The sequence below is a fragment of the Caballeronia sp. LZ019 genome (assembly GCF_031450825.1).
GTDB lineage: Bacteria > Pseudomonadota > Gammaproteobacteria > Burkholderiales > Burkholderiaceae > Caballeronia.
Map to the genome: position 1 here is coordinate 1,005,854 of NZ_JARTVZ010000002.1, position 25,526 is coordinate 1,031,379.

Annotated in this window: 22 protein-coding genes and 1 pseudogene; 5 read left to right on the forward strand and 18 right to left on the reverse strand. The window is 64.7% G+C overall.

Translation table 11 applies throughout. The features are described 5' to 3' along the window. Positions 1-19: 19 nt before the first annotated feature. From P9255_RS07700 to P9255_RS07760, 13 genes and pseudogenes are all read right to left on the reverse strand, one after another. On the reverse strand, positions 20-550 hold the full coding sequence (locus P9255_RS07700) for a HutD family protein (protein ID WP_309766823.1): 531 nt from the start codon (positions 548-550) through the stop codon (positions 20-22). Positions 551-584: 34 nt separating this feature from the next. Further along, entirely contained in the window at positions 585-1,280 is a 696-nt protein-coding gene (hutC, locus tag P9255_RS07705) for a histidine utilization repressor (protein ID WP_309789315.1), read from the reverse strand. Further along, positions 1,277-2,824 (reverse strand): histidine ammonia-lyase, encoded by a 1,548-nt coding sequence (gene hutH, locus P9255_RS07710; RefSeq protein WP_309789316.1) that lies wholly within the window; start codon positions 2,822-2,824, stop codon positions 1,277-1,279. The genes hutC and hutH overlap by 4 nt, the downstream gene beginning before the upstream one ends. 132 nt (positions 2,825-2,956) lie before the next feature. Further along, complete coding sequence (locus tag P9255_RS07715; protein WP_309789317.1) at positions 2,957-3,430, reverse strand: GNAT family N-acetyltransferase; 474 nt, start codon at positions 3,428-3,430, stop codon at positions 2,957-2,959. Positions 3,431-3,557: 127 nt separating this feature from the next. Next, on the reverse strand, positions 3,558-3,935 hold the full coding sequence (gene crcB, locus P9255_RS07720; protein WP_309766422.1) for a fluoride efflux transporter CrcB: 378 nt from the start codon (positions 3,933-3,935) through the stop codon (positions 3,558-3,560). An 8-nt stretch (positions 3,936-3,943) separates the two neighbouring features. Further along, entirely contained in the window at positions 3,944-4,171 is a 228-nt protein-coding gene (locus P9255_RS07725) for a hypothetical protein (RefSeq protein ID WP_309766424.1), read from the reverse strand. Between the two features lie 96 nt (positions 4,172-4,267). Continuing rightward, positions 4,268-5,290, reverse strand: coding sequence for a P1 family peptidase (locus P9255_RS07730; RefSeq protein ID WP_309766426.1), 1,023 nt, complete (start codon positions 5,288-5,290; stop codon positions 4,268-4,270). Beyond that, entirely contained in the window at positions 5,290-6,180 is an 891-nt protein-coding gene (gene gsiD, locus P9255_RS07735; protein WP_309766428.1) for a glutathione ABC transporter permease GsiD, read from the reverse strand. Before gsiD ends, P9255_RS07730 begins: the two co-directional genes overlap by 1 nt. 7 nt (positions 6,181-6,187) lie before the next feature. Then, complete coding sequence (gsiC, locus tag P9255_RS07740) at positions 6,188-7,108, reverse strand: glutathione ABC transporter permease GsiC (protein WP_309789318.1); 921 nt, start codon at positions 7,106-7,108, stop codon at positions 6,188-6,190. A gap of 2 nt (positions 7,109-7,110) precedes the next feature. After that, positions 7,111-8,667, reverse strand: a complete 1,557-nt coding sequence (gsiB, locus tag P9255_RS07745; RefSeq protein WP_309766431.1) for a glutathione ABC transporter substrate-binding protein GsiB — start codon at positions 8,665-8,667, stop codon at positions 7,111-7,113. A gap of 62 nt (positions 8,668-8,729) precedes the next feature. Next, the gene (locus P9255_RS07750) at positions 8,730-10,631 is read right to left on the reverse strand and encodes a dipeptide ABC transporter ATP-binding protein (RefSeq protein ID WP_309766433.1); all 1,902 of its coding nucleotides are present in this window, start codon (positions 10,629-10,631) and stop codon (positions 8,730-8,732) included. Further along, positions 10,628-11,595, reverse strand: a pseudogene (locus P9255_RS07755) (isoaspartyl peptidase/L-asparaginase family protein). Before P9255_RS07755 ends, P9255_RS07750 begins: the two are co-directional and overlap by 4 nt. Beyond that, the gene (locus tag P9255_RS07760) at positions 11,592-12,521 is read right to left on the reverse strand and encodes a MurR/RpiR family transcriptional regulator (RefSeq protein ID WP_309766435.1); all 930 of its coding nucleotides are present in this window, start codon (positions 12,519-12,521) and stop codon (positions 11,592-11,594) included. The pseudogene P9255_RS07755 and the gene P9255_RS07760 overlap by 4 nt, the downstream one beginning before the upstream one ends. A 177-nt stretch (positions 12,522-12,698) precedes the next feature. Here P9255_RS07760 and P9255_RS07765 point away from each other — a divergent pair, with 177 nt between their 5' ends. Further along, positions 12,699-13,964, forward strand: a complete 1,266-nt coding sequence (locus P9255_RS07765; protein ID WP_309766436.1) for a mechanosensitive ion channel domain-containing protein — start codon at positions 12,699-12,701, stop codon at positions 13,962-13,964. A 133-nt stretch (positions 13,965-14,097) separates the two neighbouring features. Further along, complete coding sequence (locus P9255_RS07770) at positions 14,098-15,081, forward strand: LysR substrate-binding domain-containing protein (RefSeq protein ID WP_309789320.1); 984 nt, start codon at positions 14,098-14,100, stop codon at positions 15,079-15,081. A gap of 13 nt (positions 15,082-15,094) precedes the next feature. Here the strand turns inward: P9255_RS07770 and P9255_RS07775 are convergent, their stop codons facing one another. Beyond that, positions 15,095-15,391 carry a YciI-like protein gene (locus P9255_RS07775; RefSeq protein WP_309766438.1) on the reverse strand — a complete coding sequence of 99 codons (297 nt, stop codon included), beginning with the start codon at positions 15,389-15,391 and terminating at the stop codon, positions 15,095-15,097. Positions 15,392-15,971: 580 nt separating this feature from the next. On the opposite strand from P9255_RS07775, the gene P9255_RS07780 reads away from it, so the two are divergent. Further along, positions 15,972-17,801 (forward strand): OmpA family protein, encoded by a 1,830-nt coding sequence (locus tag P9255_RS07780; protein ID WP_309789321.1) that lies wholly within the window; start codon positions 15,972-15,974, stop codon positions 17,799-17,801. Between the two features lie 82 nt (positions 17,802-17,883). Here P9255_RS07780 and P9255_RS07785 read toward each other — a convergent pair whose 3' ends face one another. Further along, positions 17,884-18,372 (reverse strand): hypothetical protein, encoded by a 489-nt coding sequence (locus tag P9255_RS07785; protein WP_309766441.1) that lies wholly within the window; start codon positions 18,370-18,372, stop codon positions 17,884-17,886. A gap of 224 nt (positions 18,373-18,596) precedes the next feature. Here P9255_RS07785 and P9255_RS07790 point away from each other — a divergent pair, with 224 nt between their 5' ends. Further along, positions 18,597-18,851 (forward strand): GlsB/YeaQ/YmgE family stress response membrane protein, encoded by a 255-nt coding sequence (locus tag P9255_RS07790; RefSeq protein ID WP_309766443.1) that lies wholly within the window; start codon positions 18,597-18,599, stop codon positions 18,849-18,851. Between the two features lie 37 nt (positions 18,852-18,888). Here the strand turns inward: P9255_RS07790 and hutI are convergent, their stop codons facing one another. Both hutI and hutU read right to left on the reverse strand, forming a co-directional pair. After that, entirely contained in the window at positions 18,889-20,109 is a 1,221-nt protein-coding gene (hutI, locus tag P9255_RS07795) for an imidazolonepropionase (protein WP_309766445.1), read from the reverse strand. After that, a complete protein-coding gene (gene hutU / locus P9255_RS07800) occupies positions 20,106-21,779 on the reverse strand; it encodes a urocanate hydratase (RefSeq protein WP_309766447.1) in 1,674 nt (557 codons plus the stop codon). Before hutU ends, hutI begins: the two co-directional genes overlap by 4 nt. Before the next feature lie 208 nt (positions 21,780-21,987). Here hutU and P9255_RS07805 point away from each other — a divergent pair, with 208 nt between their 5' ends. Then, positions 21,988-22,197: a hypothetical protein gene (locus tag P9255_RS07805; protein WP_309766448.1), complete on the forward strand. Its 210-nt coding sequence runs from the start codon at positions 21,988-21,990 to the stop codon at positions 22,195-22,197. 34 nt (positions 22,198-22,231) lie between these two features. Here P9255_RS07805 and P9255_RS07810 read toward each other — a convergent pair whose 3' ends face one another. Continuing rightward, positions 22,232-25,201, reverse strand: a complete 2,970-nt coding sequence (locus P9255_RS07810; protein WP_309789322.1) for an EAL domain-containing protein — start codon at positions 25,199-25,201, stop codon at positions 22,232-22,234. Positions 25,202-25,526: the final 325 nt, after the last annotated feature.

The following is a 25,526-nucleotide window of genomic DNA, read 5'->3' on the forward strand; positions in this document are numbered from 1 at the left end:
TGACTTCTCTCCGATGCCGTCAAAGCAGGTCGATGCCGATGTGAAGCCAGGCGCTGTCCGGCGCGGCTTCGACGCATGACGCGGTGCGGTCGATGCGCAACGTATCGCCGGCGTCGAGCGTGACGCCGTGCTCTCTCAGGGTCAGGCCACCGCTCACGCAATGGATGAACGTGACGTCGTGCCGGGCCGTGGTTTCGCAGACCGCACCGCGCCGCACGTCCACCGACGCCCGCGCCCGATCGCGCCGCACCATCACGTTGAAGTCGCGGGTCGGTCCGGCAAGCAAGGCCGCGTGAATCGGCGTTTCGCCTGCGAATCGCGCGATCGCGAGCGGCCGGTCCAGTGCATGCACGCGCCCGTCCGTTTCGGTAAGCCGCATGCCCGCGCCGCCGAGCAGCACGAGCACGCGGTCCACGCCGGGAAACGCGGAAAACGCCCCATCCGCCGATACATCCGCGACGGAGAGCCGCCACGCGAAGGCATCGAGCGACGCTCCCGGCGGGCTGGCCGCAATCTCGCGTGTGACGCCGCCGCCGTTTTTCCACGGCATGTCGATGAGCGAAGCGGCGGGAATGATCGTCACGTCAGAAGTGTCCGGTGAACTGATAGCGATCGCCCGGATGCCAGAGATTGGCGACCGAGGCGACCGTGTCGCGCGACCACGTCCGCCGATGCAGCAGCAGACACGGCTCGTGCTCGGTCATCGCGAGCGCGTGACGAATCCCGGCCGACGGCACCGACGCCTCGATCCGGTACTCCACACGCTGCAGCGGCGCGGCGATCATCAGGTACTGATTGGGCGTGATCGTCGTGAAATCCTGCCGCGCGTACTCGGGCGCGAGCGCCGGATTCACATGGCGTTCTTCGAGCTGAACCGGCTCGTCATTCTCGAAGTGGAGCACGCGCGAATGAAACACCGGGCTGCCGAGCGCGAGCTGCATTTCGGCGGCGAGCGTTTCATCGACGATGGATGCGCCCAGATGCAGCACCTCCGCGCGATACGCATGGCCGCGCGCGACGATTTCATCGGAAATGCTGCGAATCTCCACCAGCGTCAACGCGTACTTGGGCTGCGCGACGAAGGTGCCCGCGCCCTGCACCCGCGTCAGCACCTGCTCGGCCGTCAGTTCGCGCAGCGCGCGGTTCACCGTCATGCGCGCGACCTTGAATTCCCGCGCCAGCTCGTTTTCGGAGGGCACCTGATCGCCCTCCTTCCATTCGCCGACGTGAATGCGCCCAAGGATGTAATCCTTGATCTCGCGATACGCAGGCGTGCTCATGCGCCGGTTTCCGCCGCGTTCATCGCTTCGGATACGAACGAAAACGGGCTGTGCTTCGCGATCTCGCCGTCCTGCACGAGCGTCGCGATGGCCGCGATATCGGGCGCGAAGTAGTGGTCGATATCGTAGTGCGGCACGCGCGCGCGCAGCGTCTTCATCACGGCGTCGAGCCGCTCGCTCGTCCGGTGCGGCGCGCGCAGATCGACGCCTTGTGCCGCTGCGAGCAGTTCGATGGCGAGAATGTTGGCCGTGTTGCTCGCGATATCGCCGAGCTTGCGCGCGGCGAACGTGGCCATTGAAACGTGATCTTCCTGGTTCGCGGAGGTCGGCAACGAATCGACGGAAGCGGGATGCGCGAGCGTCTTGTTCTCCGATGCCAGCGCCGCCGCCGTCACATGCGCGATCATGAAGCCCGAGTTGACGCCGCCATCGCGCACGAGGAACGGCGGCAGGCCGGAGAGCGTCGCGTCAATCAGCAGCGCGATGCGGCGCTCGGCCAGCGCGCCGATTTCCGCCGCCGCGAGCGCGAGATTGTCGGCGGCGAACGCGACCGGCTCGGCGTGGAAGTTGCCGCCCGAAAGCACCTCGCCCGTATCGGGGAAAATGAGCGGATTGTCGGAAACGGCGTTCGCTTCGATGAGCAGCACGTCGGCGGCGTGGCGCATCTGGTCGAGACAGGCGCCCATCACTTGCGGCTGGCAGCGCAGGCTGTACGGGTCCTGCACCTTCTCGCAATCCGCGTGCGACAGATTGATGCCCGAGCCTTCCAGCAACGTGCGATACGCAGCGGCCGCGTCCATCTGCCCGCGATGTCCGCGCAGTTCGTGGATGCGCGCATCGAACGGCACGACGGAACCGGCAGCCGCATCCACCGATAGGGAACCCGCCACGAGCCCCGTGCGGAACAGGTCTTCGATTGCGAAGAGGTTATAGAGCGCGAGCGCCGCCGACGCTTGCGTGCCGTTGAGCAGCGCGAGCCCTTCCTTCGCCTGCAGCGTGAGCGGCTTGAGTCCGGCGACTGCAAGGCCGTCTACCGCGCTCGCGCGTTCGCCGCGCACCATCACTTCGCCGATGCCGAGCAGCACCGTCGACATATGCGCGAGCGGCGCGAGATCGCCCGATGCGCCGACCGAGCCCTTGACCGGGATGATGGGCAGCACGTCGGCGTTGAACAGCGTGATGAGCGCCTCGATGACTTCGCGGCGAATGCCCGAATGACCGCGCCCGAGACTCGACAGCTTGAGCGCCATCAGGAGGCGCACGACCGGGCGGGACATCGGCTCGCCGACGCCGACCGCATGCGACAGCACGAGATTACGCTGCAGCAGTTCGAGTTGATCGGCCGGAATATGCGTGTTGGCGAGCCGCCCGAAGCCCGTGTTGATGCCGTAGGCGGGATCGCCCTTGGCGGCGATCGCTGCAACGGCGCGCGCGCTCGCGTCGATGGCGTCGAAGCTCGCGGGATCGAGGCGCAGCGAGTCGGAGCCGCGCGCAATGCGGCGCAGTTGCGGCAGCGTGAGTTTTCCGGGCGTCAGCGTAATCATGTTTCGTCCTGTCTATACAAGTTAGACGCCAGTCTAAACGGGCATAAACGGCGAAACAAGGGGAACTACGGGATTCCACTGAGATGAAATCCCAACGACGCATCCTGTTGTCTATACAGATGAAGCGTGTTTTTACAACACCTTTTCCATGATGAGCTGCACGAAGCGCTGACCTCTTACGACGACTGCACGCGCGAGCAGCATGGTGAAGCCGCAGTACTCGAAGAACTCACGTCCGGTCGCGCTGGAATAGGTGTGCAGCACACGGATGCCGGCTTCGTCGGCTTCGGCTTCGATGCGCGCGAGCAGCGCCGTCGCCACGCCTTTGCGCTGGTGATCCGGGTGCACGAACATCATGTCGATCAGTCCGTTCTTCTCGAGATCGGCGGAACCCGCGAGCTGGCCGTCCGTGAACGCAACCCAGGTCGGCCGGCTCGCGCGGGCCAGCGCCCATTCGTCCGGGTCGGCTTGCGCCCACGCTTCGATCTGCTTTTCGTTGTAATCGGCCGATGCCGTCTCGCGCACCGCGCGGAGAAACAGATCGATGATGCCGTCGAGATCGCTCGGACGGTACGGTCTGATTTCGATAAGCGGGAACACGGACATGTATTTCACCTTCTTTCTTGCGGTCAAAGAGTAGAGCCGCTGCAGGCGCAGCGAAGTGGAGCGTCGGGGACGCAGGACGAAATTGTAGGAAACAGGCGCGGGCGAAACGCCAAAAGGTGTGGCGGCATCAACTCGCGGCGGCGACAGTCGCGATTCCGAGCGCGGTCATCAGCAGCGAAGCGCCGACGTGCGTCGCGATTTCGATGAACGCCCAGCCGAACCGCCCCTGCTGAAGATGCGCGACCACCTCAGCGGAAAACGTCGAAAACGTGGACAGCCCGCCCATCAGTCCGGTGATGACGAAGAGCCGCCATTCGACCGAGATATCCGGAAAACGTGCGAAAAACGCCACCGCCACCCCGATGATGTACCCGGCGATGACATTGGCCGTGAAAGTGCCGAGCGGCAAGTTAGGAAAGATGGCGTTCAGGCGCAACCCGAGCGCCCATCGGAGCAGCGAACCGAGGCCGCCGCCAAGTCCCACGGCGAAAATCGACAGGTACATGAATAAGCTTAGTTATCTGAATGAAGGTGCGCGAGCCGTTCGACGAGCGCAGCCCGGCTTCGCTCGACGATCCATCCCCGCTCGTGCCGCACATGCGCCGCCCACGTGCCGTCGCGCCGCGCTTCCCAGCAGCCCGCCTCGTGGCCGTCGATGAAGAGCGAGCCGCGCATGAGCAGCGCGGGATCGGCGGGATCGAGCGCCATGTCGTCGTTGTGTTCGAGCTTTACATCGTGCATGAACGTCGCCTGCGAAAGCCGGCTATCGGCATTCTAACGATACTTGAGCCTCTTACCGTAACACGAAGGATATTGCCGAATGGCAATCGAGCGTGCTCATGGCTGCGTTCGAAGCGCGTCCTTCAGCGAGAGTCGCCGATGACCGTCGCGGCCGGTCACGCTTTTCGCGCTGAAAAGCGCATCGAGAATGGCCTGTTCGATGCTGTCGGCGGTCGACTGAAACAGCGGATCGATGAAGGCGTCGCCAAGCAGCGGCGGCATCGCGATGAAAGCGGCTTCGTGGGGGACCGTGTACGCGGTCGAGAACGCCAGCGCGATGTCGCCGCTGCCGTGGCCATAGACGGAGCCGGTGCGCGCGAGGCCCGCTGCGGCGCGCATCGCCACGCGGCGTAGCTGGCGCGAATCGAGCGGCGCGTCGGTGGCGACCAGCATGATGATCGATCCTTGCTCCGGAGCGGCGTTCGATTGCATCGCGGCGTGCAGCCGGCGCCCGACCGTATCGCCCGCGATCGTGAGTTGCGGCAGGCGGCCGAAGTTGGCGAGCACGAGCGCGCCTGTCGTGTACGCGTGTCCTTCGATGTGGACAATGCGCGATGCCGCACCAATGCCGCCCTTCAGTTCGAAGCACGACATGCCACGTCCCGCGCCGACCGAGCCGCGAGCGAAGTCGGCGGAACATGCGGCGAGGGCATCGCGATAATGCGCCTCTTCCACGGCGAAAGCCTGCATGTCGTTCAGATATCCGTCGTTGCATTCGAGAACGAGCGGATTCACGCTCGGCCAGTCGCGGCCGATCTTCGCATTTGCTTCGCATGCCGAACGAACCTGCGCCTGCGCGACGGCGCCGATACCGAACGTATTCGTCAGTGCGACCGGCGTTTCGAGGACGCCGAGTTCGTCGAGCTGCACGAGTCCGACGCTCTTGCCGAAGCCATTGATGACGCACGCCGCAGCGGGAACCTTGTCGCGATAGATGTCGCCGTCATGCGGACGCACGACCGTGACGCCGGTCCGGATATCGCCGTCGTTCAATGTGCAATGCCCGACCGCTACGCCCGCCACGTCCGCGATCGTGCCGCGTGCTCCCGCTTCGAACACGCCGATATGCGGTACGTTCATCACGGCCGGTCGAGCTTCGGATCGAGCGCATCGCGCAGGCCGTCGCCCAGCAGATTGAAGGCGAGCACCGTGAAGAAGATCGCGAGGCTCGGGAAGATCGCGACGTGCGGGGCCATCGTCATGTCGGCGCGCGCCTCGTTGAGCATCGCGCCCCACTCGGGCGTCGGCGGCTGCGCGCCCAGGCCGAGAAACGAAAGGCTCGCCGCCGTGATGATCGACGTGCCGATGCGCATCGTGAAGTAGACGACCACCGACGATATCGTGCCCGGCAGAATGTGCCGCACGATGATCGTCCAGTCCGAAGCGCCGATGCTGCGCGCCGCCTCGATATACGTGAGATGCTTGAGCGCAAGCGTGTTGCCGCGCACGAGCCGCGCAAACGCGGGAATGCTGAAAATGGCGACGGCGAACACGACGTTGACCATGCCGTTGCCGAGAATCGCAACCACGCCGATTGCAAGCAAAATGCCGGGAAACGCGAACAGGACGTCTGAGATGCGCATCACGATGCGGTCCCACCAGCCTTCGTAATACCCGGCGAGCAGGCCGAAGAACGTGCCGATGACCGCGCCGATCACCACGCTCACGAGTCCCGCCGTCAGCGAGATACGGCTGCCGACGAGAATGCGGCTCAGGATATCGCGGCCCAGCGAATCGACGCCGAACCAGTGCGCCGCCGACGGCCCCGCGTTGAGCGCATCGTAATCGAAGTAGTTCTCGGGGTCATACGGCGCGATATATGGCGCGATGATCGCAAGCACGACGAGCAACAGGACGAACACCGCCGCCACGAGCGCGACATGCTGCTGCCGGAACTTGCGCCAGAACTCGCTCCACGGCGTGCGTACTTCCTGCTGCGTGCTTCCGGCGACTCGGGCGGTCACACTCATGCGATCCTCACTTGAACCGGATGGTCGGGTTGATGACCGCGTACAGCACGTCCACGACCAGATTGATGACGATGAACTCCAGCGAGAACAGCAGCACTTCCGCCTGAATCACCGGGTAGTCGCGCATCTCGACCGCATCCACGAGCAGGCGTCCGAGACCGGGCCAGTTGAACACTTTCTCGACGACGATCGAGCCGCCGAGCAGGAAGCCGAATTGCAGGCCCATCATCGTGACGACCGGGATCATCGCGTTGCGCAGGCAATGCTTGACGATGACCATCGGCTCATGCACGCCCTTCGCGCGCGCCGTACGCACGAAGTCCTCGCCCAGCACTTCGACGAACGATGCCCGCGTGAAGCGCGCCATGACCGCCGCCACCGCAGCGCCGAGCGTGAGCGATGGCAACACGTAGCTTTGCCATGTGCCGTCGCCGACGATGGGCAGCCAGCCGAGCTTGACCGAGAAGATCTCGATGAGCAGCATCCCCAGCGCGAACGCCGGAAACGATATGCCCGACACCGCGAGCGTCATGCCGATGCGATCGGGCCACTTGTTGCGCCACACCGCCGACACAATGCCGATCGCCATTCCGAACACCACGGCCCACGCCATGCTGGCGAGCGTGAGCCATAGCGTCGGCATGAAGCGCTCGGCGATTTCCGTGCTGACGGGCCGCTTGCTGCGCGTTGACATGCCGAAGTCGAAGTGCACGACCCTGCTGAAGAAGCTCACGAGTTGCTGCGGCAGCGGCTTGTCGAGACCGAGATCGGCACGCACGAGGGCGACCGTCGCTTCGTCCGCTTCGGCCCCGGCCGCGAGACGCGCCGGATCGCCGGGCAGCAGATGCACGAACAGGAAAACCAGCACCGCGACGATGAAAAGCGTCGGCAGAAGCCCCAGCAGACGCTTCGCGAGGAAGTTGAGCATCGTTACTTGATGGCGATGTCGTCGAAATTGAACGAGCCGTCAGGCATCACGTATGCGCCGGAAAGCCGCTTGCTGCGCGCATAGACCACTTTCTCGGTGACGAGAAAGATCCACGGCGCATCGGCCCAGATGCGCTTCTGCGCATCCGCATAGAGCGCGGCTTTCTCGTTGCGATCGGTGGTGGCGAGCGCCTTCTGCAAGTCGGCGTCGACGTTTTCGTTCCGGTAGTACGCCGTATTCGACAGCTTCGGCGGCATCGACGAGCTCGCGAGCAACGGCGAGATGGCCCAGTCCGCTTCGCCCGTCGACGACGACCAGCCGATGTAGTACATCCGCACGGGAGCGGTGGCCGGATCGGGCGCGCTGTCCACGCGCTGCACGCGCTGCCCCGCTTCCAGCGCTTCGACCGACGCCTTCACGCCTACTTGCCCGAGCTGTTGCTGCACGAACTGAATGATCTTCTGGGCCGTCGTGTGGTTATAGCCGGACCAGAGCGTCGTTTCGAAGCCGTTCGGATAGCCGGCTTCCTTCAGCAACTGGCGAGCCCTGGCCGGATCGTATTTCCAGGGGCCGAGCTTCGTCGCATAGTCGACGCCCTGCGGCACGACGCCTTCGGACGGCACCGCATAGCCCGCGAACGCGACCTTGACCAGCGCTTCCTTGTTGATCGCATAGTTGAGCGCCTCGCGCACCTTCGGGTTATCGAAGGGCTTCTGGCCCATGTTCATGCTGATGTAGCGCTGAATGATCGACGGCGCGGCGATCAGATCGACCTTCGGGCTGGACTTGAGCGTGGCCGCCTGTTCGAACGGCACCTGGAACGCGAAGTCCGCTTCGCCGGTCTGCATGAGCGCCGCACGCGTGTTGTTATCGACGACCGGCTTCCAGTCGATCATGTCGATCTTCGGATAACCCTTCTTCCAGTAGCCCGCGAACTTCTTCACCTTGAGGTCGTCCGTCTGTTTCCATTCGACGAACTCGAACGGTCCCGTGCCGACCGGATGAAACGCGATCTCCTTGCCATGCTTCTGGAGCGCGGCCGGCGACATCATCACCGCCGACGGATGCGCGAGCACGTTGATGAACGCGGAGAACGGAATCTTCAGCGTGACCCTGACCGTGTAAGGGTCGATGACTTCCGTCTTCTCGATCTTGTTGAAGAGGTTGTAGCGCTTGAGCTTGTTCGCCGGATCGATCACGCGATCGAACGATGCCTTCACTGCATCGGCGTTGAAGTCGGTGCCGTCGTGGAACTTCACGCCCTGACGCAAGTGGATCGTATAGACCTTCGCATCGGGACTCGCCTCGTAGCTCGCCGCAAGCACGTTCTGAATCTTCATGTCCTTGTCGAAGCCGAACAGCCCTTGATAGAACGACTTCGATACCGCTTGCGACAGCGTGTCGTTGGCATCGTAGGGATCGAGCGTCGTGAACGTCGAAGCGACGGCCATGACCGCGGTGCTTTGCGCATGGGCGGTCACGGGCCCGAGCGCGAACATCGAGGCGACTGCACTCGCTGCAACGCAACTGCGAAACTTGAACGAACGAGAGGACGGCATCGTGAACTCCTTTGCTTGACGTTATGGTTCGCTACGATGTGCTTCCGGCGATTTTCCGGCATCTAATACGCGCCGCCGACGTGATGCTCGGCGACATAATGATCCGGTCCCACCGCAACGAGCCTGGCGACCGTCGGCTCGTCGCCGAGCTTGCGTATCGGGCTCGGAATTTCATCGGCGGCGAGCATGCGCTTCGCATGACGGCGCGCGGGGTCCGCAACCGGAACGGCGCTCATCAGCTTCCTCGTGTACGGATGACGCGGCGCTTCGAAGACGGCGGCGCGCGGCCCGATCTCCACGATCTGCCCGAGATACATCACCGCTACCCGATGGCTCACGCGCTCCACCACCGCCATGTCATGCGAGATGAAGAGATACGCAATGCCCAGTTCGCGCTGGAGATCGAGCATGAGATTGACGATCTGAGCGCGCACCGAGACATCGAGCGCAGAGACGGATTCATCGGCGATGACGACTTTCGGGTTGAGCGCAAGCGCGCGTGCGATCGCGATGCGCTGACGCTGCCCGCCGGAGAATTCATGCGGATAGCGTTGCGCGGCCTCCGGCGGCAAGCCGACCTTTTCGAGCAGCCAGTCAACTCGCGCCTGCGCTTCCTTTCCGCTCGCCACGCCATGCACGAGCAGCGGTTCCATCACCGAGAATCCGACAGTCAGACGCGGATTGAGCGACGCGAACGGGTCCTGAAAGATGAACTGGATATTGCGGCGCAAAGCCTGCAACTCGGGGCCTTGCAATGCGCTGATCTCGCGTCCGTCGAATTCGATCGAACCGCTCTGGCTTTCGACGAGCCTCAGAAGCGATCGCCCCGTCGTCGACTTGCCGCATCCGGATTCGCCGACGAGCGCGAGTGTTTCGCCCTGCCGCAGATCGAAACTGACGCGCTCGACCGCATGCACCGCCGCGGTCGTACGCCCGAAAAGGCCCGTTTTGACGGGAAAGCGCGTGATCAGGTCGCGCACGCGCAGAATCGGCGGACTGCTTTCGTCGACAGCGGGCTGCATCTGATGTTCCACCGCCGCCGATGGCCGCAGCGCGCTGGCATCGTCGGGAGCAGCGTCCGCCGGTTCGACTTCGACGATCGGAAACTTGGCCGGACGATGCGTGCCGTGCATCGCGCCGAGCGTCGGCACCGCAGCGAGCAGCGCCTTCGTGTAGCGATGATTCGGGTTCCGAAATAGCGTCTCAGACGCCCCTTCCTCGACCTTCTCGCCGCGATACATCACCAGCACGCGGTCCGCGACTTCCGCGACGACGCCCATATCGTGCGTGATGAAGATCACGCCCATGTTCATCTCGTCCTGCAGGCCGCGCACGAGTTGCAGAATCTGCGCCTGAATGGTCACGTCGAGCGCGGTCGTCGGTTCGTCGGCGATCAGCAGCGCGGGCCTGCATGAAAGCGCCATCGCGATCATCACGCGCTGACGCATCCCGCCCGAGAGCTGATGCGGATAACGTCCGAATACGCGGCGCGCTTCGGGAATGCGTACGAGGTCGAGCAGGCGCAACACTTCCTGGCGCGCCTGCGAACGGCTCTTGCCCTGATGCAGCGCAATCGCCTCCGCGATCTGATCGCCGACGGTGAAAACCGGATTGAGCGATGTCATCGGCTCTTGAAAGATCATCGCGATATCGGCGCCGCGCACGGTACGCATCGTCGCGGACGAAGCGCGCGCCAGATCGAGCACGTTCCCGTTGCGCCTGCAAAACGCGATGCTGCCCGCAGCAATCGCGCCGCCGCTGTGCTCGACGAGCCGCATCAGCGCAAGCGACGTCACCGACTTGCCCGAGCCGGATTCGCCGACGATCGCAAGCGTCTCGCCGCGATCCACCGTGAACGAGACGCCGCGCACGGCTTCGATGAGCCGCGAGCGCGAGCGGAACGTGACCGAGAGATCATGCACCTCGATCACGCGCGCATCGGGCAAGGTGAGCGTCGCGGTCATGTGCGGTAAATCGCCGTGACGGGTGCTTCGTTCACACGCGCATGGCCGCGATACATGCCTTCCGTATTGAACGGCAACGCGACATTGCCCTTCGCATCGATGGCGATGAGCCCGCCGCGTCCGTCGATGCGCGGCAGCTTGTTCATCACGACATCGCGTGCCGCTTCTTCGAGCGCGAGGCCGCGATATTCCATCTGCGCCGACACGTCATAGGCGGCGAGCATGCGGATGAACATCTCGCCCGTGCCGGTCGTCGAGACGGCGCAGGTCGCATTGTTCGCATAGCAGCCCGCGCCGATCAGAGGCGCATCGCCGACGCGCCCGGCCTGCTTGTTCGTCACGCCGCCCGTCGATGTCGCAGCGGCCAGATGACCGTTCGCATCGAGCGCCACCGCGCCGACCGTGCCGAACTTCCTCGCGGGATCGATGGGGTCGTCTTCGTCCGTGGCCTGCGCGGCTGCATCGTGATCCAGCAGCGTGCGCGATGTGCCGCGGGCCTTGAGCCATTGCTGATAGCGCGCATCGGTATGAAAGTACGACGGCTCGACGAACTCCAGCCCTTGTTCGCGCGCGAACGCTTCCGCACCGGCGGCAGTGAACATCACATGCTCGCTGACATCGAGAACGCGGCGCGCGGCGAGCACCGGATTCTTCACGCGCGTCACGCAACTGATCGCGCCGGCATCGAGCGTCGAACCGTCCATGATCGACGCGTCGAGTTCGTGCGTGCCCGCCGCCGTGAACACCGCGCCGTGGCCGCATTGAAGAGCGGACAGTCTTCGAGCAGACGCACCGCTTCGGTGACGGCGTCGAGCGCGCGGCCGCCGCTGGCGAGGATGCGTTCGCCCGCGCGCAGCACGTCGGCGAGCGCCGCGTGATAGCGCGCTTCGGTGTCGGCGTTCATGGCCGAGCGCAGGATCGTGCCCGCGCCGCCGTGTATCGCAATCACTGGAATGGCGCTCATGATTCGCGCGGCTCCCGTCGAGTGTGTTGTCCGGTCGATGCCGTCGCAAGCCACGGCAATACGCATTCGGCGAGCCCCGACGCCGCTTCCACCGATCGTTTCGCGCGATGCGCGACTGCATCGCACAGTGCTTCGATGACTGCGAGCACGGCCGTGTCGCAATTCGCGGCGAGCCGTCGTTCGGCGGGAATGGTCAGCACGAGATCCGCGACGCGCGCAAGCGGGGACACGCCGCTGTCGGTCAGCGCGACGACGCGCACGCCGTGCTCGCGGGCCTGCCGCGCGAGCGTGATGGTGTCGTCGACATAACGTGGAAACGCAATGGCGACGAGCACGTCCTCGCGCGATGCCGTGAAGAGCCGCCGCGCCGCATGCGACGGTCCGCCGACGAGCGCGAGCGACTGCACGTTCGCGCAATACGGCGTGAGACCGTGCTCCATCAGCCCGGCGAGAAACGCGCTCGCGCCGTAGCCGAGCACGAACACGCGATGCGCGTCGAGTAATGCGTCGACGAGCGTGTCGGCCTTCGAAGCATCGACCGATGCCTGCGCGAGCCGCACGTTCGACGCCGCCTGCACGAGCGCCGCCTGGAACACCTCGGCCCCGCTCACGGACGTTTCGAGCGACGAGCGCAAGCGTTCGACCGGTGCGATGGTCGCTTCGAAGCCGCGCACGAGCGCATCGCGGAACGCCGGATAGCCCGAGAAGCCGAGCGCCCGCGCGAAGCGGTTCGCCGTCGCGATGGACGCGCCGACCGCATCGGCGAATTCGTCGATGCGCATGGTTGCCGAGCGAAACAGGTTCGCCATCACGAACGCGCCCATGCGCTGATGGATCGGCGTGAGCGTCGGCATGGCGGTGGCGATGCGCGTCGCGATCGGTTCGTCGGCGGTCATCGGCGGGGAGACCGGAAATCGGCGGGACATGACTCGGCGGCACGCTCGTCGGGTAGTCGCGATGAAAGCATATTTACCCCAAACGGCCGTCGAAAAAAATTCATTTTCATCGGACTCGGGTTTTCGATGAGGCCGCGCGACGCGCGAAAAGCATGTGCACGTTCATGCACAATACGGGACGTATCGCTCACGAGCCGACATCGACGCATGAATATCGACCTTCTTCCCGACGCCCTCACGCAACACCTGCCGACGCAACCCTGGGCGCAACTGATCGTGGGGTTGGCCGCGCTGTTCGTCGTCGCGCAGTTCGTGCAGTGGATCATTGCGCGCGTGCTGCTGCGCATCGCGCACCGGCTTCTGGTGCTCGCGGGGCACTCGGCGTGGGACCTGGCGTTCATCCGGCATCGCGCGTATCAGCGGCTGTGGTATGCGGCGCCCTTCGCGGTCGTCGCGCTCTGCATCGGCGAAGTGCCGCATATCGGGCGATGGGCCGAGCCGATCGGACGCATTGCGCACGGCGGCGCGTGGATCTGCGTGTTCCTCGCGACGGGCAGCGCGCTTTCGGCGTGGCAGGACGTCTATGCCGCGAGCAAGGAGGCGCAGACGCGCTCGATCAAGGGCTATATTCAGATCGGCAAGCTGGCGCTCGCGCTCGTGTGCGGCGTGCTCGTGCTCTCGATCCTCATCGACCGCTCGCCGCTCTGGATGCTCTCGGGTCTGGGCGCGCTATCCGCGGTGCTGCTGCTCGTGTTCAAGGACACGCTGCTGTCGCTCGTGGCGAGCACGCAGCTCACGTCGAACGACATGTTGCGCATCGGCGACTGGATCGAGATGCCGCAAGCGCTCGCGGATGGCGCCGTCAAGGACATCGCGCTGCATACGGTCAAGGTGCAGAACTGGGACAACACGATCACCACCGTGCCGACCTACAAGCTCTTCTCGGAGAGCTATCGCAACTATCGGCACATGTTCGAATCGGGCGGCAGACGCATCAAGCGGACGATGCGTATCGACGCCCAATGCGTGCGTTTTCTCACCGATGACGAAACAGAACGCATGCTGCGCTTTCGGCTGCTGCACGATTACCTGCAGCAGAAGCAGACCGAAGTCGAACAGGCGAACCGCAATCTCGGCGAGTTGGCGGCCGAGCCCGCGAATCGCCGGCGGCTCACGAACATCGGCACGTTTCGCGCGTACGGGCTTGCGTATCTGCAGCATCATCCGGAGATACGGCAGGACATGGCGATCATGGTCCGCATGATGGAGCCGGAGTCGGAAGGCATTCCGATCGAAGTGTATTGTTTCACCGCGACGACCGCGTGGGCGCAATACGAGCGCATTCAGGGCGATGTGTTCGATCACCTGCTGTCCATTCTTCCGGAGATGGGCTTGCGGCTGTATCAGGCGCCGTCGGGAACGGACTTCTCGGGCGTCGCCGGGCGGCTGCGCGGCGAGATGCCGACGCTTTGACCCGTGCCCGGAAGAATCAGGCAAGAATCCTCGATTTTTATGTATTCACGCGCGCAGTCACGATCCTTACGATGATGTCATCGCCGGTGCGTCGCATCGCATCGCCATTTCATCGGAACCAGGGAAAACTCACGTGATCGATCGCGTCCATGCCATGCGTGTCTTCACGCGTGTCGTCGATACGAACAGCTTCACGCGCGCCGCCGAATCGCTCGGCATGCCGCGCGCGAGCGTTTCGACGACCGTGCAACAACTCGAAGCGCTCGTCGGCGTGCAACTGCTCGCCCGCACGACACGGCGCCTGAACCTCACCGTCGACGGCGCCGCCTACTACGAGCGCTGCGCCCGGATTCTCGCCGATATCGACGAGCTCGACTCCGGCTTCGCCGCGGGCGAAGAGCGGCTGCGCGGACGCCTGCGCGTGGAGATGCCGGATACCGTCGCGACGTCGATCGTCGTGCCCGCGCTGCCGGAGTTTCATGCGCGCTATCCGCAGATCGAGCTGTCGATCGGCATCGGCAACCGGAACGTCGATCTGGTGGGCGAAGGTGTCGATTGCAGCGTGCAATTGGGTGAATTGCCGGACTCCGGGCTGATCGCGCGGCGGCTCGGAATGCTCGAACAGGTGACGTGCGCGAGCCCTGCGTACCTTGAAAAACACGGCGCCCCGGCAAATCTCGACGAACTGGCGCAGCACGTCGCGGTGAACTGCATGCCAGAAAAGAGCGGCCGCCCCGCCGATTTCGAATTCGACGTGAACGGCAAGCCGTACACGATGAGCATGCGCGGCTTCGTGCAGGTCGCCGACGAGCACGCGTATCTCGCGTGCGGCCTCGAAGGACTCGGGCTCATTCAGCCGCTGCGGATCGCGGCGCAGCCTTTCCTGCGCTCCGGGCAGTTGCGGGAAGTGCTGCCGCAATGGAAATCGCCGCCGCTGAAGGTATCGGTTGCGTTCGTCAAAAGCCGGCAGGCGACGCCGCGCGTATCGGCTTTCGTCAACTGGCTCGCGGCGCTGTTCGAGCGCTCGCAGCAGGTGGACGATACGCTCACGAGCCTGTATCGCACGGCACGGCGGCGTTCCGACGATCAGCACTCGGAAGAAACCGCCGGCGCGTGACCGTTCAGCGCCTTCAGCGCACGGGCGTGGCCGCGTCCTCGCCCACCACCGTATTCCACTTGCGCACTTCCCAGCGTTCGACGAGCTTGTTCGTCACGTAGGGATCGCTTTGCGCGAACGCCTCGGCCGCCGCCGGCGATTCGCCTTCGAAGAGCAGCATCGCGCGGTCGGCGGGGCTATCCAGCGCACCCGCCAGCACGACGTCTCCGCGCTCGACCGCTTGCCACGCCAGCTTGAGGTGTTCGTCGCGAAACTGCGCCCGGCGCTCCAGATAGTCGGGCGCCAGTTCGTAGATCAATAAATAGTGCATTCGCGTCTCCTTGTTGATGGGCCGATCCGTCGGCCGATTGGCTATCCGAACGTTTTTTGCCGCCATTTGCTGCAATTCTAAGAGGTCTTCAGACTCGTCCGATCGTCATTCGCGACGAGATCGCACATCATGCGCAGGTACTCCAATTCGGACCCTCCCATGTATCGCGATCAACCTCCTTGCAATGCGTGCACGAAGCACGATTGCCGCACATGCGCCTGGACGTCGCCGCTCGACGCATCGTATCGCAGGTTCGTTCCGCCGGGCTCGGTTCTGTCGGTGCGCGCCGCGCGCCCGAACGAAGGCGCGGAAAGCCTCGCCGAACAGTCCTGGCTTGCCGCCGCCGCCAGGTGCGTCGCGCGGCTCTTCTCCCATTCTTCATCACGCCCGCTGTAAGCGCGTGCCGAATGTGCACTGAGCGCGCGCTGTCAAGCGCGAAGTCTCGCCATCCTCGATGGAGTGGCGCGCGCACGGCACTTCTGTAAAGAAATATGCCGGTGTCTTTTCAGGATACCGGCGCGGATAGAATGCACGCGTCATTACGCCCGCGTTCGGCGTTTTAGTAAAAGGATAGCAGTCGATGAGTATCAATCTGGTTCAGGTGGTCAAGACCGCGATATCGAGTGAGATCGCCGAACAGCTATCGCACAAATTCGGCATTCCTGCGCCGGTCGTCCAGCAACTCGCCGCGCGCACCGTTCCGGGACTGGTCGCGTCGATCATGGACCGTTCGGCGATCGGCGACGGTGCACGGTCGGTGCACGCAGTCATCATGTCGCCCGAGGCAAACGCGTTGGTCGTCGACCAGTTGCGCAATGCGATCACCACGACGACCGGTCTCAAGCATCTCGAAGTATCCGGCCATTCCCTCGCCTCGCGCGCCAGCGGTCAGCGTATCGACGCCCTGACCGATGCCGTATCGGCCGAAACCGGCGTGCCCGTTCAGGCTACCTCGGCGCTCGCCGGCATGCTCGCCGCCGTGTTGTTCGGCATCCTCAAGCATCACTTCCTGCTCTCGCAAGCGAACGTATCGAATCTTCCCGGCTTGCTGCGCGACCAGATCGGCGAGGTGCGCGCATCGCTGTCGCCCGGCGTCGCAGGCGCGCTCGGACTCGGCAATGTGGACGGCTTCGTCAGCAGCATCGGCGCGCGGCTGGACGCCGTCGGCTCGACGCTCGGACTTCCCGAGGACGCTGCAGCGATGGTCGCGGTCCCGCCTGGCGCTGCCACCACCTATGCGCCGATGAGCGCGCCCAAGCCGCTTCCTACGCCACCGCGGGCTGCTCCGGCGTCGCCGGCCATGCCGGCGTCCGCTCCCCTGCGCCCCCGTACGCAGGCACGCCCGAAAAAGAGGTCGAACAAGTGGGTCTGGGTGCTGTTCGCGATCCTTGCCGGCATTCTCGCCCTGGTCTACTACCGCGGCTTCACGCAAAAGGACAGCGTCGACCTGAGTTCCAGCGCCGGCACGCCAGTCGCAACCGTTGGCCAGGCAGCGCGCGACGCGTCGGCGCGAACCGGGGGCTTCAGTGACCACGCGCCGGCGCCGGCCGCGGCGCCGGCGTCGACCGCAGTTTCGACCGAAGCGCCCGCTGCGGCGCCGAACGCGTCGGCATCGACGGCGAACCGCAAGGATGCACGCCTCGTGTTCAATGTCAGCGACGCCGGCGTTCCTTCGGTGCAGGCAACGGTCGGCACGGAGGCCGAGAAACAGGAACTGATCGACGCGCTCAGTCGCCGCTTCGGCAACGGCTACACCGCGAACGTCTCCGTCGTTCCCGGCACACTTCCCGCCACGTGGCTCTCGCGCCTGAACGACCTTGCACCGCTGATGGCGGTGCCGGGCGCCGAGGCGAAGCTGATCGGCTCGAAGGTCGAACTGAGCGGTGCGGCCGCCGACTCCAGGCTCGGCTGGACAGAACGCCTGAAGAAGGCCTTGGGCGGCATGTTCGAGGTGAGTTCTTTCGATGTCAACACCGCCGTAGCAACGGCGACGCAGTCGTTTCGCGGCGCGATGAAATCGCTGCTCGCCACCGACGACGCCTGCTCCGGCGACAAGCTCGCCCGTGTGTTAGACCTGCAGGTCGTCAACTTCGCGCGATCGAGCGCCACCGTGCCCGACGGCGCATTTGCGACGCTCGGCGAAACCGCGCAACTGCTGAAGAACTGCGCGGCGAAGGGCTCGATGGTGAAGCTCGAAGTGGCGGGCTATTCGGACGGCGTCGGCAGCGCGCCTGCCAAGATGGAAATGTCGAAGGAACGCGCCGCAGCCGTTCGTGCGTTTCTCGTGAAGAACGGCGTGCCGCCTCAGTCGCTCACGGCAACGGGCTACGGCGACGCAAATCCGGTGGCCGACAACGAGACGGCCAGCGGGCGCTTTGCGAACCGTCGCATCGAGTTCGTCGTGAAGTAAGCCGCGTGATTCGTTTGTCAGACAGAAATGCCGTCGCGCGCAAGCGCGACGGCATTTTTTTGCGTATCTGTAGGAGAAAACGTCAGTTCGGCTTGGAAAAGCCGTTCTCGGCCCATCGCTCGGCGCTCGCCTTCGTGAGCTTGAACGCAGGCGACACGCGTACGTGCGCCAGTTGGGTGCCGAACGGATCGAAGGCCTTGAGGTTCGCGTACGGGTCGTCCTCGTCCGGAACGATTTCCAGCGACACCGTGATCTCCTCGCCGCCCACGTCGATGGTCACGTTCTTGTGCAGCATCGCGTGCCGCTGCTGCTCGTGGCGTCGCAGCACTTCCGACGCGGTCTTTACCAGCGTACGGAAAGCGTCCGAACTCAGCGGCTTGGGATTCTTCTTGTCGCGGCCCATCGTCCAGGGGCCGACGAGCGCGGGTTCCGCCTCGCCTGCCTGGATCATCTCGACGGCCCAGCCGTCGTCGTCTTCGTTCTTGATTACGCGAGCAGTCCAGCCGTCGTCGCGCCAGAGGCGGTCTTCGTGGATGGCGTCGTCGGTGGAGGGAAATTCGGAGTCGGTCATATCGTTGCAGTGCTGTTTCAGCGATGTGAAGCAATGCAACGAATTCTACCCTGCTCAACACCTTGGCATTCGGTGTGCTAGGAGTCCTGGCCGAATGGCCAATCCCGCGCAGGGGCGGGCGGGTGTCATACCCAAACCCGGCCGCCCATGCTACTTTGAAGCTACCGGAGAAACCCCGGAAGCACTTCGCCAATAAGCAGCAAACTTAGTCAAGGAGCAACTGCATGCTTGCCTTCATCGGTACTCTGATCGTCGGACTCGTCGTCGGTCTCATCGCGCGCGCTATCAAGCCGGGCAACGACAGCATGGGCTGGATCATGACCATCGTGCTCGGCATCGCCGGCTCGCTCATCGCGGGTTACGTCGGCCGGGCGCTCGGCTGGTATCAGCCGGGTCAGCCAGCAGGATGGATCGCCTCGGTGATCGGCGCGATCATCCTGCTCGTCATCTATGGAATGATCCGCGGACGACGCGCGTAGCGCCGCCACGTCAACTGCAAGGCGGCGAGGCGTCGCGTCATCGCTCCGATGACGGCAGCACGACTTCCTCGCCGTTTCGCACGATGCGGTTGGGCAGCACGCCGCCCAGCCAATAGGCGAGTTCGGCCGGGCGATTGATTCCCCACGCGACGAAATCAGCCGCCTTGCCCGCTTCCAGCAATCCATGCGTCTCGCGCAAGCCGAGCGCGCGCGCCGCGTGAACCGTGACGCCCGCCAGCGCTTCTTCCGGCGTCAGGCGAAACAGCGTGCAACCCATATTGAGCATCATCCGCAGCGAAAGCGCCGGCGATGTGCCCGGATTCAGATCGCTTGCGAGCGCCATCGCGACACCGTGGCGGCGCAGCATCTCGACCGGGGGCATCTGCGTTTCGCGCAGCATGTAGAACGCGCCGGGCAACAGCACGGCGACGGTCCCCGCCTTCGCCATCACAATGGCGTCGTCTTCGGTCATGTACTCCAGATGATCCGCCGACAGCGCGCCATACCGGGCCGCGAGCGCCGAACCGTGCAGCGACGACAACTGCTCCGCGTGCAGCTTGACCGGCAGGCCGAGCTTTTGCGCCGCGCGGAACAGCCGTTCGACTTGGTGCGGCGAAAACGCGATGTGCTCGCAGAAGGCATCGACGGCGTCGACGAGGTTTTCATCGACCAATGCGGGCAACATGTGGTCGCACACGTGGGCGATGTAATCGTCCGCGCGGCCCGCGAATTCGGGCGGCAGCGCGTGCGCCGCGAGACACGTTGTACGCACGGTCAGCGGGAGCGTGTCGGCAAGACGGCGCGCCACGCGCAGCATCTTGCGCTCGTTCGCGAGATCGAGGCCGTAGCCCGACTTCACTTCCAGCGCGGTCACGCCGTCGCGCATCAAGCCGATCGCGCGCGCCTTCGCCGTTTCGAACAACGCGTCCTCGCTGGCCTCGCGCGTGGCCCGCACCGTACTCGCGATACCGCCGCCGCGCGCCGCGATTTCCGCGTAGCTCGCGCCTTGCAAACGCGCCTCGAATTCCCCGCTCCGGTCGCCGCCGAAGACGAGATGCGTGTGGCAATCGGTCAGACCGGGCGTCACCCAGGCACCGCCGAGATCGATGCGCTCGCCGTCGAGTCCGCCGGGCATCGTGGCTCGCGGTCCGATCCACTCGATGCGCGCGCCATCCGTCACGATCGCCGCGTCCTCGATGATCGAATACGCGCCGCCCGTCATCGTCGCGGCGTGGCAGTGGTGCCAGAGCTTTTTCATCGCGCGATCATCGGCAGGTCGAGGCCCTGTTCCCGCGCGCAGTCGATCGCGATGTCGTAGCCCGCATCGGCATGACGCATGACGCCGGTGGCAGGATCGTTGTGCAGCACGCGTGCGATGCGCTCGTCGGCTTCGCGGCTGCCGTCGCAGACGATGACCACGCCCGCGTGCTGCGAGAAGCCCATGCCGACGCCGCCGCCGTGATGGATCGACACCCACGTCGCGCCGCTCGCCGTGTTCAGGAGCGCATTCAGCAGCGGCCAGTCCGAGACGGCGTCGGAGCCGTCCTTCATCGCCTCCGTCTCGCGATTCGGACTCGCGACGGAACCCGAATCCAGGTGATCGCGGCCGATCACGACAGGCGCCGACAGTTCGCCGTTGCGCACCATCTCGTTGAACGCGAGACCGAGCTTCGCGCGCTGCCCCAACCCCACCCAGCAGATGCGCGCGGGCAGTCCCTGGAAGCGGATGCGCTCGCGCGCCATGTCGAGCCAGCGATGCAGATGGTCGTCGTCCGCGATCAGTTCCTTCACCTTGGCATCGGTCTTGTAGATGTCCTCCGGATCGCCCGACAGCGCCGCCCAGCGAAACGGCCCGACGCCGCGGCAAAACAGCGGCCGGATATAAGCCGGCACGAAACCGGGAAAATCGAACGCGTTCTCGACGCCCTCTTCCTTCGCCATCTGGCGGATGTTGTTGCCGTAGTCGAAGGTCGGCACGCCCTGCTCGCGAAAAGCGAGCATTGCGCGGACGTGCTCCGCCATCGACTGCCTGGCCGCCTTGACCGTGCCCGCCGGATCGGTCTGCGCGCGGTCGCGGTATTGCGCCCACGTCCAGCCTTTCGGCAGATAGCCGTTGAGCGGATCGTGCGCGCTCGTCTGGTCGGTCACCATGTCGGGACGCACGCCGCGCTTCACGAGCTCGGGCAGTACGTCCGCCGCGTTCGCGCACAGCGCCACCGACACGGCGCGGCCCTCCGACGTGTGGCGCCGGATGCGCGCGAGGGCGTCGTCGAGGTCGCTGGCTTGTTCATCGACGTAACGCGTCTTGAGTCGAAAGTCGATACGGCTCTGCTGGCATTCGATGTTGAGCGAACACGCGCCCGCGAGCGTCGCGGCAAGCGGCTGCGCGCCGCCCATGCCGCCGAGGCCCGCCGTCAGCACCCAGCGCCCCTTGAGATCGCCGCCGTAATGCTGACGTCCCGCTTCGACGAAGGTTTCATACGTGCCCTGGACGATGCCCTGACTGCCGATATAGATCCAGCTTCCCGCCGTCATCTGGCCGTACATCGCGAGGCCTTTGGCGTCGAGTTCGTTGAAATGCTCCCAGCTTGCCCAATGCGGCACTAGATTCGAATTCGCGATCAGAACACGCGGCGCGTTCTCATGCGTGCGGAAGACGCCGACCGGCTTGCCGGACTGGATCAGCAGCGTCTCGTCGGCTTCCAGGCGTTGCAGCGTCTCGACGATCTTGTCGTAGCACGCCCAGTCCCGCGCCGCCCGCCCGATCCCGCCATAGACCACGAGTTCGTTCGGATTTTCGGCGACGTCGGGATCGAGGTTGTTCATCAACATGCGCAGCGGGGCTTCGGTGAGCCAGCTCTTGGCGTTCAACCGGGCGCCGCGCGGCGCGCGAATCTGGGTATCGCGGAAACGGGAAGATGACGTCATGGGCGCTCCTGCGCATCGGTTCGGGGAATGCGCCTCATCTTCTTGTATATACAACCTGCGTTGTATTGGGGAAATCCCGGTTCTATTACTGCCTGCCCGCCGTTGCTGACTACGCCTCTTGTCTAGACATCGCGCTGGCGGAGATTCGTTTTTTTCGCCAATTTTGGCCGGTTATGTTTGCTGCAGCCTTTTATCGATCACGAGCCAGATGAGCACACTCGAAGCCCTTCACGCGATCGTCACGGACGAGGACGCGCCGCAGATCATCCGCGATCACGTCGTCGATGCGCTGCAGTTCGCGCTGCGCAACCACCCTGGTTACTTCACGCGCAAGGAGATTCAATGGCTCGCGCAATGGGACGACACGCGCATTCCGATCGCGGCCGGAAAAATACTGAACGAGATGAACGCCGCCTAGGCCGCGTTGGAAGGCGATAAGACGCGATGGGCGTTCAGCGCGCAGTCACGGCGCGGGCGCGCCGCTCGAAATCCACGGCGATCGCCTGGCCGGGGTCCGACAGGCACTGGACGAAGCTGACCACATCCGGACTGCTGACGAAGCTCGCCGCCGAGTGCGCCGCAAGAATCGCCGAACTGTCCTGCGGCCGCGCGATGAGGAAGCCCTGCACGTAGTCCACGCCGATTTCCTGCAGCGCGCGGAGCGTGTCGAGGTCCTCGACCCATTCGGCCACACTCTGCATGCCGAGATTCCGGGCAAGCGCGACGATCGCCTCGACGATCGCGACGTCCGCGGGATGCGCGCACATCGAGCGAACGAATTCGCCGTCGATTTTGAGGGCATCGGCGGAAAGCGACTTCAGATACTTGAACGACGTATAGCCCGCGCCGAAGTCATCGAGCGCAATCTTGCCGCCCATCTCATGCACGCGTGCGATGAAACGCTGCGTGTTCGCGAGATCGTGCAGCGCGACGCTTTCGGTGATCTCGAGGCACAGATAAGGCACGACGGACCGGTGCCTGGCGAAGAGCGCGAAGATGTCCTCCATGAACTGCTCGTCGTTGAGCGAGCCGCCCGACAGGTTCACGCAGATGAACTGGGTGTTGCGCAATTGGTGGCGATGCGTTTCTATCCATTCGAGCAGCGTGGAAATCACCCAGCGGTCGATCGCGGCGATGTTCCCGGATTCCTCCGCCGCGACGATCACCTTGCCCGCCGGCAGCGTCGTGCCGTCGGGCGCACGCATGCGCAGCAGCACTTCGAAGTTCAGCGATTCATTCGGCGTCTTGAGCGACATGATCGGCTGCATCACGAGGAACAGGCCGGCCGGCAGCCGGTTGCCGCCCAGCGTTTCGACGAGCTTGAGTTCTTCCGCGCGCTCCTCGAACGCCGCCGCGCCCTTGCGATACGTGACGAGATGCGTATGCGCGACCTTCTTCGCCTCCCGGCAGGCGCGATCGGCGTGCGAGAGCGCGTCGGCGACCCGCACGCCCTGCGAGCATTCGACCAGTCCAATCGACGCCTTCACCTGGAAAGCGCGATTGCCGACCTGGTACGGTGCGTCGCTCAGAATGGTGAGCATCTCGCGAGCTTGCGCGATGGCGTCTTCGATGGGCGTGTCGTTCATCACGCAGACGAACTCGTCCCCGCCGATACGCCCGACCGGATAGCTACGTGCAAAGTGGGCCCGCATGCGCGCCGCGACCTGCCGCAGCACTTCGTCGCCGGCGCGATGGCCGAAGAGATCGTTGACGAGCTTGAAGCGGTCGAGGTCCACATAAGCGAGCGCGTACGGCAACGGTTCCTCGCTTTGCGCGGCGATCGCCTTTTCGACACCGCGACGGTTCAGCGAACCGGTCAGCGGATCGTGCTCGGCGAGAAAGCGCAGCCGCTCGACGGCTTTCGAGCGTTCGGTGGTGTCCTGCAGCGAGCCTTCGATCCATCCGTTCCAGCGGATCGCCTTCAGCAGATAGCGCCGCTCGCCGGTGCCGCGCTCGACCGAGCCGCTCATTTCCAGCTCGCCGTCGCTGCCTTTAGCGGCGAGCGCCTGCAGCGCGCCCCAGGCGCCGGCTTCGAAGTAGTCGTGCCAGTGGCGCAGCCGGTAGTCCGACTTCTGCAGGTCGAGCATCGCGCGCAAGGCCGGATTGGCGCGCACGAAGTGGCCGTTTTCATCGAGCGTGAAAAGGCCGATCGGCGTGACCTCGTATGTGTTGCGCAACTCCATCTGCGCCTGACGCCGGAAGTCGCGTTCGGCGCGCATCTGTTCGGCGATGGCGAACGCGGCCATCATGCTCGACGACAGCGCGGCCATCACCGTATTGACGCCGCCGAGCAATACCTTGAGCCCGAGCACCGCGCCCAGCAGCTCGGAAAACGTCGCGAAGAGCACTACGGTCAGCGAGCCGACGTACCAGAGCACGGTGCGGGAGCGCGCCATCCACACGAGCCGCGCGAGAAAGAACAACAGCACGCCGATGGCCAGCGCGCCGCTCACCCAGAGCGTCGGGATGAACGACGAGTAAGGCAGCGCGAGCGCCGCCACCAGCAGCACGATGCCGACGTACTGAATCACCCGCAGCAGCCATCGGTATCCGACGACGCGCAGCTCCCGCCTGAACAGCTGGGTGAAAAGCGCGACGGTCAGCAGGTAGTACGCGGCGAACGTGATCTGCCGCAGCGGCGGCATGAATTCCGCCGGCAGCACGCGCCCGAGCCATTGCGTGTCCCAGCCCATCGCGTTCGCGCACAGGCGCAGATTGCCGACGAGCCACGCCGCGAAGATCACGTAGGTCCACTCGCGGTTGATCATCGCGGTGACGAAGACGAAGACCGCGAGCGTCAGCAGACCGCCGGCGATCAGGCTCGAGCTTTCCTGGAAGTCGAGCGCCGACCGGCGCAAGGCCTGCCCGTCCCATGCGAGCACGCTGACTTGGGCGGGACCGGAATACGTGCCCCGGCACAGGATGGTCTGAGGCGCGGCAAGGCGTCCCGCCTGCACGAAGAAGCCCGCCTTCACCGGATGCATCGCGCCGCTCGCGCCGTCGCGGTCGGCGATGCCGATGGGCGCAAGCGTCGCCGCGTCCCAGCACGCAACCGTTTGCGCGTGACGCGACGGTAATTCGATCGCCGTTGACAACTCGCCGCCCATGCGAGGCGCGATGAAGGTGAACCAGATGGGCTTCTCGGAGAGCCGCGTGCTGTAGCTCAGAACGGGCGGCGCGCCGCGCAATGCTTCCCGCGCTTCGGCGGGGCGCAGCTGGCCGCCGCGATCGGCGATTACGCGCAATTGCAGCGGGACGGCGCCGCGCGAGTCGTATTGGCGCGGCAGGAAATAGAGCGTGACGAGCGTGCCCAGCGCGATGAGCACCGGCACGGTGTAGACGGCAAGCGCGTAAAGCGCGTCGTCGATCCACGAGCCGGATTGCCTGAATCTCGATAAGGAAGCTGGAATCACCGACGCCATACCTGGACAACCCCCGTTCACGCGGCGCATCACGCTGCACCAGCGCAGGACGGCAGCGATGGGCGAGATGCCCCGTCATCGCTGCTTCTTGGCCAACCGGACCGCGCCGGGGTCCGGCTTGTTCGCTATTCGCTTTTTTTCGCCGCTCGGCCGGGACGGCGGTCCCACCGGCGACGCAAAGCCGTCAACGGCGCTTTTGGGCATCCTACCGGTTCCCGTCCGAAAGATAAATCTGGAGATTGGATTCGCGGTTTCGAATCGTGCGCCGCCGCACACTTCTGGGTTGCGCTGCCTAAAGCACGCGTGCTTTAGCGCACGACCGTGC

What these genes read in the sequence shown, in the direction of transcription:
- gsiD (WP_309766428.1), bottom strand. Translation starts at nt 6,180, where the DNA reads ATGAGTGTGACCGCCCGAGTCGCCGGAAGCACGCAGCAGGAAGTACGC.
- gsiC (WP_309789318.1), bottom strand. Translation starts at nt 7,108, where the DNA reads ATGCTCAACTTCCTCGCGAAGCGTCTGCTGGGGCTTCTGCCGACGCTT.
- hutH (WP_309789316.1), bottom strand. Translation starts at nt 2,824, where the DNA reads ATGATTACGCTGACGCCCGGAAAACTCACGCTGCCGCAACTGCGCCGC.
- P9255_RS07790 (WP_309766443.1), top strand. Translation starts at nt 18,597, where the DNA reads ATGCTTGCCTTCATCGGTACTCTGATCGTCGGACTCGTCGTCGGTCTC.
- P9255_RS07780 (WP_309789321.1), top strand. Translation starts at nt 15,972, where the DNA reads ATGAGTATCAATCTGGTTCAGGTGGTCAAGACCGCGATATCGAGTGAG.
- P9255_RS07725 (WP_309766424.1), bottom strand. Translation starts at nt 4,171, where the DNA reads ATGCACGATGTAAAGCTCGAACACAACGACGACATGGCGCTCGATCCC.
- hutI (WP_309766445.1), bottom strand. Translation starts at nt 20,109, where the DNA reads ATGAAAAAGCTCTGGCACCACTGCCACGCCGCGACGATGACGGGCGGC.
- P9255_RS07700 (WP_309766823.1), bottom strand. Translation starts at nt 550, where the DNA reads ATGCCGTGGAAAAACGGCGGCGGCGTCACACGCGAGATTGCGGCCAGC.
- P9255_RS07715 (WP_309789317.1), bottom strand. Translation starts at nt 3,430, where the DNA reads ATGTCCGTGTTCCCGCTTATCGAAATCAGACCGTACCGTCCGAGCGAT.
- gsiB (WP_309766431.1), bottom strand. Translation starts at nt 8,667, where the DNA reads ATGCCGTCCTCTCGTTCGTTCAAGTTTCGCAGTTGCGTTGCAGCGAGT.
- P9255_RS07765 (WP_309766436.1), top strand. Translation starts at nt 12,699, where the DNA reads ATGAATATCGACCTTCTTCCCGACGCCCTCACGCAACACCTGCCGACG.
- P9255_RS07785 (WP_309766441.1), bottom strand. Translation starts at nt 18,372, where the DNA reads ATGACCGACTCCGAATTTCCCTCCACCGACGACGCCATCCACGAAGAC.
- P9255_RS07810 (WP_309789322.1), bottom strand. Translation starts at nt 25,201, where the DNA reads ATGGCGTCGGTGATTCCAGCTTCCTTATCGAGATTCAGGCAATCCGGC.
- P9255_RS07750 (WP_309766433.1), bottom strand. Translation starts at nt 10,631, where the DNA reads ATGACCGCGACGCTCACCTTGCCCGATGCGCGCGTGATCGAGGTGCAT.
- hutU (WP_309766447.1), bottom strand. Translation starts at nt 21,779, where the DNA reads ATGACGTCATCTTCCCGTTTCCGCGATACCCAGATTCGCGCGCCGCGC.
- P9255_RS07775 (WP_309766438.1), bottom strand. Translation starts at nt 15,391, where the DNA reads ATGCACTATTTATTGATCTACGAACTGGCGCCCGACTATCTGGAGCGC.
- P9255_RS07805 (WP_309766448.1), top strand. Translation starts at nt 21,988, where the DNA reads ATGAGCACACTCGAAGCCCTTCACGCGATCGTCACGGACGAGGACGCG.
- crcB (WP_309766422.1), bottom strand. Translation starts at nt 3,935, where the DNA reads ATGTACCTGTCGATTTTCGCCGTGGGACTTGGCGGCGGCCTCGGTTCG.
- P9255_RS07730 (WP_309766426.1), bottom strand. Translation starts at nt 5,290, where the DNA reads ATGAACGTACCGCATATCGGCGTGTTCGAAGCGGGAGCACGCGGCACG.
- hutC (WP_309789315.1), bottom strand. Translation starts at nt 1,280, where the DNA reads ATGAGCACGCCTGCGTATCGCGAGATCAAGGATTACATCCTTGGGCGC.
- P9255_RS07760 (WP_309766435.1), bottom strand. Translation starts at nt 12,521, where the DNA reads ATGTCCCGCCGATTTCCGGTCTCCCCGCCGATGACCGCCGACGAACCG.